At 67.1% G+C, this 3,266-nt stretch carries 2 protein-coding genes and 2 pseudogenes; 1 reads left to right on the plus strand and 3 read right to left on the minus strand.

Going from position 1 to position 3,266, the window contains the following annotated elements; genetic code table 11:
• Positions 1-241: pseudogene (locus AC1DWT_RS50295) on the plus strand (patatin-like phospholipase family protein); the annotation flags it as partial.
• A gap of 444 nt (positions 242-685) precedes the next feature.
• Here AC1DWT_RS50295 and AC1DWT_RS50300 read toward each other — a convergent pair.
• The 3 genes and pseudogenes from AC1DWT_RS50300 to AC1DWT_RS50310 form a co-directional block, all read right to left on the minus strand.
• Positions 686-1,113: pseudogene (locus tag AC1DWT_RS50300) on the minus strand (VOC family protein).
• Between the two features lie 178 nt (positions 1,114-1,291).
• Positions 1,292-2,311 carry a beta-ketoacyl-ACP synthase III gene (locus AC1DWT_RS50305; RefSeq protein WP_477926177.1) on the minus strand — a complete coding sequence of 340 codons (1,020 nt, stop codon included), beginning with the start codon at positions 2,309-2,311 and terminating at the stop codon, positions 1,292-1,294.
• Positions 2,312-2,828: 517 nt separating this feature from the next.
• Entirely contained in the window at positions 2,829-3,107 is a 279-nt protein-coding gene (locus AC1DWT_RS50310) for a hypothetical protein (RefSeq protein ID WP_477926178.1), read from the minus strand.
• Between the last annotated feature and the right edge of the window lie 159 nt (positions 3,108-3,266).

A 3,266-nucleotide genomic window follows, 5' to 3' on the forward strand; every position in this document is an offset into this window, starting at 1 on the left:
GGATGCGCTCGCGGTCCTGGCGGACGAGGTGTTCCGCCAACGGTATCGCGGGCTGCGGCGGCTGCGGCATCCGCAACTGAGCGTGCTGGCCCGGTTCATCGGCGGCGAGGCCACCGACCGCGGGGGCCTGCTCAGCTTCCTGTTCTTCGACCCGGCATTCACGGTGCCCGCGGCGGCGCTGGGTCGGGCCGACGGTCGGCTCCGACTTCACCGACCCCGGACCACCGGGCGCAACGCGTAGCGTGTGATCCGCGCCCGCCGCCGCGGGGAACCGGCCGGGATGCCCGAGTKGAGGCCGACCCTTCCGGTAGGTGGTCGGTGTTTTCCGGTCGGTATCCGGTGTCTATCGGATCGGACGTCGCGGTGGCCGACCATGCCCGCAGGCACAGCACACCTGATCACCCGGATGAAGGACCGGGACGTCGGGGCGCCATCGGCCGAACGGTCCCCTTTGGCGCGGGCAGGGGGCCGCACCCGGCGCGATCGGCCCCACGAAGGCTACTCACCTGGCTCGTCACCGCGCTCGCGAACGTGGACGTCGCCCGCCTTGGCGTCCCGGAGGACGGGCCGTCGCTCGTGCTCGAGGTGCACACCGGCGGCCGAACCGTTGGTGCCCGCGACGTGTCATCAGCGACGCCGAAACGCCGATGCCGGGTTGCTTTGATGCCGGTCGAGGTGCGGAGGATCAGGGCGACGGCGCGGTCAACTCGAGCGCGACGCCGTCGGGTCACGGAACTCAAGGATCGCGAGGCCTACGGCGGTCAGATGTTTGATTCCACCGTGATCGACTCCGAGTTCTTCCAGCAGCGCTGCGGTACGGGTGAGGTCGTCGACGCTGGGCACGACGAAACTGAGGTGATCGAGGCCGGCCGGGTCCTCGTCGAATCGGTCGAACTCCGGTGCGGCGGGTCGCAAGCCGAGCAAGCCACCGGGGAAGGCGTAGATGACCCCGCCGAACACGAAGGACAGCGCCTCCGCGGTCATCTCGCCGGCGTTCTCCGGCACCTCGAGGACGACATCGAAGCCGAAGACGGCGTCGTAGAAGGCACTCGAGCGACCGATATCGGTGACGGTGAGGCGGAGGTGGCTGACGTTGGTAACGGCCACCGTCATGGCGTACTCCTCTCGTGGAACCCCGCCAAGGACGGGTGTGGGCGGGCAGGGATGATGATCCTCGCGCGGGCGCGTCGACGTTCGGCATTCCGGGACGGGTGCATCGACGGGCGCGTGGCTCGGACCGGTGAGGAACGCCAGGGCTGAAAGTGGTGGTRGCGGTTCGAGATCAAGCTTCTCAGGAGTGCTGTGGTGCGGCGGGCAGGGTGACGACCTGGGCGGCGTAGGTCAGGCCGGCGCCGAACCCGACGAGCAGTGCAGTGTCTCCGGCGTGCGAATCCCCGGTGCGGAGCAAGGTTTCCATGGCGAGCGGCACGGAGGCGGCGGAGGTGTTGCCCGCCTCGACGATGTCCCGTGCGACAACCGTGGCGGGTTTCAGCTTCAGTCGCTTGGTGATCGCTTCRGTGATCCGCARGTTCGCCTGRTGTGGGATGAAGGCRTCGACTTGGTCGATCGCGACACCTGCCCGGTCGAGGGCAGATCGGCTGACTTTTTCCATCTCGGACACCGCCCATCGGAATATCGCGGGCCCGTCCATCCTCACGGTGGGCGGTGGGCCCATCGGATTGTCGCGGAACGTCGTCAGCGACGGATGTTGCGTRAGGGCGTGCGCCTGGGATCCGTCCGAACCCCATTCCACCGGTCCGATGCCCGGTTCGTCGGAGGGACCGACCACMACAGCGCCCGCGCCGTCGGAGAAAATGAACGCGGTGGACTTGTCCGTGAAGTCGACAAACTCGCTGAGACGCTCGACGCCGATGACCAGCACATGGCTGGCGGTGCGCCCGCGCACGACRTCGGAGGCCAGTGCGAGTGCAAGGCAGAAACCGGCGCACCCGGCGGAGACGTCGAATGCGCTTCCGGTGATCCCTAGCTGGTGCGCGATCTGCGGGCCSGCTGCGGGCGTCTGGTAGGGGAAGGTCGAGGTTGCCACGATCACGCACCCGATCTGGTCCGGGGGCACCGCGGACGAGCGCAGGGCGTCTCGACCRGCRCGCACGGCCATGTCGATCAAGGTCTCGTCGGGTCCGGCGAAGCGCCGAACCCGAATGCCCGATCGGACCCGAATCCATTCGTCGGTGGAGTCGATCTGACGGCAGATGTCGTCGTTGGTGACCACCCGASRKGGTCGATRCACCCCCAGTCCGAGGATCGAACTGTTTTGGATTTCCTGGCTGTTCGTGATCGGAATTGCCACGGGCGCTCTCCGTTGGTCGACCGGCAGCACTCGCCGTCCGCGTCTGCTGGGTGSTTGTTCGCTCCAGTGTCGTGACCGCCGGCGACGAAGGGCAGCCACCCTAGGGTGMGGTCGCCACCACCTTGTTTCGCTCCCGTCGGCCCTRATTGGTTTCTKYCGGGTGAGACCGTTCGACGGCACGCACTSGAAAAACAAAAGTACSTATATGGATTCAGGGCGGCCGCGAGCGCGGATACTGCGCGGCGGCGGTCACGTGAGCACCTATTGATTGACGACCATCACTTCGTCGGACGTCGTGAACACCCTCTCGACCCGTCCAGCGGYATGCCGACTRCTGGCAAATTCTGTGTGGTGGCCATCGACGACCGTGGCAGACCTTGTTCAACTCSTGYACTGCCATCGCGCTGGAGCCACGACCCCTACCTGCAGTGGCGCGCGGACACCGCCGTGYAATGGCTACCGTGACGACAGCCGCCGGTACCGCGAACAAATCCGCCGGGATCGTCGCCGCTCCCGATCATTGAATGTGCAGACACTTCGCGGTCGCCCACGCATACTGCAGCGCGGCATCGACATGCGCGAGCGCAGCCCGTGCGTCCCGGATCTGRGCCGCGACGACCGCTGCCAAGGCRTCCGGATCGGTCGTCGAACCCTGCCCGTCACTCCGCAGACCATGGCGGGCGTCCGGCCAATCCTCGATCTCCGCCCGCACCCGCAGGAGCCGGTCCCGGAGCGCCAACACCATCTCCTCAGTGTTCCGCGCATTCTCCCGGTAGGTGCTCGTCGGATCGGCCATGCCCTTTATCCTCCTCTTCCCCTAACCCGGCCGAGACGATCGTTGGCCAGGTCGTCCAGGTAGCGCTCCAGCATGAGTTGGTCGATGCCTGTGACGTCGCCGGTGGGGTAAGTGAGGACCGGGTGCAACGGGTCACCGTTTGGGATGTCGCCGGTGGTG

Source organism: Rhodococcus sp. P4_B6 (assembly GCF_056402215.1).